The 3017-nt window shown below is 73.3% G+C and carries 4 protein-coding genes; 3 read left to right on the top strand and 1 reads right to left on the bottom strand.

The features are described 5' to 3' along the window. Positions 1-1415, top strand: a 1415-nt coding sequence (locus tag ESO86_RS14490) for an ATP-dependent DNA ligase (protein WP_129235626.1), incomplete at its 5' end; no start/stop codon positions are given. Continuing rightward, complete coding sequence (locus tag ESO86_RS14485; RefSeq protein WP_129235625.1) at positions 1412-1843, top strand: VOC family protein; 432 nt, start codon at positions 1412-1414, stop codon at positions 1841-1843. The genes ESO86_RS14490 and ESO86_RS14485, both read left to right, overlap by 4 nt. Positions 1844-1859: 16 nt before the next feature. On the opposite strand, the gene ESO86_RS14480 is transcribed toward ESO86_RS14485, so the two are convergent. Further along, positions 1860-2477, bottom strand: coding sequence for a dihydrofolate reductase family protein (locus ESO86_RS14480; protein ID WP_129235624.1), 618 nt, complete (start codon positions 2475-2477; stop codon positions 1860-1862). 117 nt (positions 2478-2594) lie between these two features. On the opposite strand from ESO86_RS14480, the gene ESO86_RS14475 reads away from it, so the two are divergent. After that, positions 2595-3017, top strand: a 423-nt coding sequence (locus tag ESO86_RS14475; protein WP_165307907.1) for a histidine phosphatase family protein, incomplete at its 3' end; no start/stop codon positions are given.

Genomic DNA, 3017 nt, shown 5'->3' with positions numbered 1-3017 from the left:
TCCTCACCGCCAAGCCGCGGCAGGGCCGGGTCGGCGTCGGCTGGCGCACGCTTCACGGCGGGCTCGGCGACCCGGCGGATGACGCGTCCCTCACGATCCTCGACGTCGACGACGCGCTCGAGCGGCTCGCGAACGCGGCCGGCTCGGGTTCGGCGGCCGAGCGCGCCGCAGTGCTCGCCGATCTCGGTGCGCGCGCGACCGCCCGTGAGCAGGACCTCGTCTCGCGGGTGATCCTCGGAGAGCTCCGCACCGGAGCGCTCGAGGGTGTGCTGACCGACGCGATCGCTCGCGCCGCCGAGCGCCCGGGTGAGGTGGTCCGCCGCGCGGCCATGCTGTCGGGCGACCTCGGAGAGACCGCGCGCATCGCGCTCACGGGTGCACCCGGCGACCTCGAGGCGGTCGGGCTGGTGGTCGGCCGACCCGTGCTCCCGATGCTCGCCGGCACCGCACCGAGCGCCGCGGCGGCGTTGGAGCAGGCGGGCGAGGCCTCCGTCGAGTTCAAGCTCGACGGAGCGCGCATCCAGGTGCACCGGGCCGGCGACGAGGTCCGAGTGTTCACGCGGAACCTCGCCGACATCACCCACCGGGTGCCCGAGGTCGTCGACGTGGTCCGAGGCTTCCCGGCTCGCGAGCTGATCCTCGACGGCGAGACGCTCGCGCTCGACGAGGGGGGCGCCCCGCGCCCGTTCCAGGAGACGATGTCGCGCTTCGGCGCCGAGGCCGCGCGCGAGGTGGTGCTGCATCCGTGGTTCTTCGACGTGCTCCACGTCGACGGGCGCGACCTCATCGACGAGCCGCTGGCCGCGAGGCTCGTCGAGCTCGAACGCGTCGCGGGCGAGCACCGGATCCCCGGCGAGGTGACCGACGACACCGAGACCGCCGAGCGCGTGGCACGCGACGCGCTGGCCGCAGGGCACGAGGGCGTCGTGGTGAAGGGCATCGGTGCGCCCTACGCGGCCGGTCGACGCGGGGCGAGCTGGATCAAGGTCAAGCCCGTGCTCACCTACGACCTCGTCGTGCTCGCGGCGGAATGGGGCTCCGGTCGACGAACGGGATGGCTCTCGAACCTGCACCTCGGCGCGCGCGACCCCGACGGCGAGTTCGGCGACCCCGGCGGGTTCGTCATGGTCGGCAAGACATTCAAGGGGCTCACCGACGAGCTCCTCCGGTTCCAGACCGAGCGGTTCCCCGAGATCGAGACGCGGCGCACGGCGAACACCGTGTTCGTCGAGCCGGTCACGGTGGTCGAGATCGCGATCGACGGCGTGCAGCGCTCCACCCGGTACCCGGGTGGCATCGCCCTGCGGTTCGCGCGCGTGAAGGGGTACCGCCCCGACAAGGAGCCGGCGGAGGCCGACACGATCCAGGCGCTGCGGGCGCTGCTCCGCGGCGGCGACGAAGGGGGAGCGGCATGACGGATGACGCAGGCGCATCGGGCACGCGTGGCGGCGGGCGAGTGCGGCAGCTGCGGCTCGTCGTCGAGGCCGAGGACTTCGAGGCGGCGCTGGCGTTCTTCCGGGACGTGCTCGGCATGCCCGAGCAGGAGTCCTACAGCGGCGACGACGGCGCGGAGGTCCGCATCCTCGACGCAGGGCGGGCGACGCTCGAACTCTCGAACCCGGCCCAGGTCCGATTCATCGACCGTGTCGAGACCGACGGGGGTCGCAGCGACCGCATCAGGGTGGCGCTCGAGGTGGACGACACGTCGGCCGTGACCGACGAACTGGTCGGTGCCGGCGCCGAGCTCGAGGCATCCGCTCGCGAGACCCCCTGGCGGTCGGTGAACGCCCGGGTCCGTGCGCCGGCCGGGCTGCAGCTCACGATCTTCCAGGAGCTCGACTGACGCGGGGCGGGCGCGGCTACCGGTCCTCCGAGTCCATGTCGATGCCCGTTACCGGGACGCCCGCACGTTCGTAGACGAGCGACACCGCGCCCTTCGGGAACGCGACGGGCGGCTCGGCGAGGGTGAACGCGGCGGGCACGGTGCCCGTGTCGAACAGCCGCTTGCCGCTGCCGAACGCGATCGGGTAGAGGTACAGGTTGAGCCGGTCCACGAGGTCGGCGGCGAGCAGCGACCGGGCGAGTGCGCCGCTGCCGATGACGTGGATCTCCTCGAAGCGGTCCGTGATGGCCGGGACCTCGGCAGCGACATCCGTCACGACCGTCGTATTCGCCCAGGTGGGGTCGGTCAGCGTGTGCGAGACGACGAACTTCGGCACCGCCTCGAACTTCGCGCCGATCGGGGTGTCGGTGTGCCGCGGCCAGTAGTCGGCGAAGATGTCGTACGTCCGCCGCCCGAGCATGAGGGCGTCGAGCCGGTCGATGCCGGCGCCGATCACCTCGCCCGACGTCTCGTCGATGTACGGCGCCTGCCATCCGCCGAACTCGAAGCCCCCGGACGGGTCCTCCTCGGGGCCGCCCGGCGCCTGGTAGACCCCGTCGAGCGTGATGAACAGGTCGACGGCGAGAATGCCCATGGTCGTGCTCCTTCCCGCGGGTCACGGTAGCCCTCGCGGCGGCGAGCGTCGAGGGGGTGGGACGTCGGGTTCGGCCACGCGGCATCCGCCCAGACGGCCCCGCCTAGGCTGGAACCCATGCATCTCGCCCTCGTCCGCCACGGACAGACCGACTGGAACCTGCGCGGGCTCATGCAGGGCCGGACCGACATCCCGCTGAACGCGACCGGGCGCGCCCAGGCCGCGCAGGCGGCGCGCACGCTCGATCCGGCCGACTGGGACGTCGTCGTGAGCTCGACGCTCGGCCGGGCGCGGGAGACCGCCGCCATCCTCGCCGACGGGCTCGGCCTGACCGTGGCCGGAGCGTACGACGACCTCGTCGAGCAGGACTTCGGCGACGCCGAGGGCACGCTCGTCACGCAGATCGACGAGCGGTGGCCGGGCAGGGAGTTCCCGGGCAAGGAGCCCGACCACGAGGTCGGCCCGCGCGGGGCGCGGGCGCTCGCGCGCATCGCCGTCGACCACGACGGCGCGCGCGTGCTCGCCGTCGCGCACGGCACG

The sequence above is a fragment of the Agromyces binzhouensis genome, from assembly GCF_004135055.1.
GTDB classification, from domain to species: domain Bacteria; phylum Actinomycetota; class Actinomycetes; order Actinomycetales; family Microbacteriaceae; genus Agromyces; species Agromyces binzhouensis.
The sequence above is the reverse complement of the archived record's forward strand: the minus strand, read 5'-3'. Positions and strand labels throughout refer to the sequence as shown.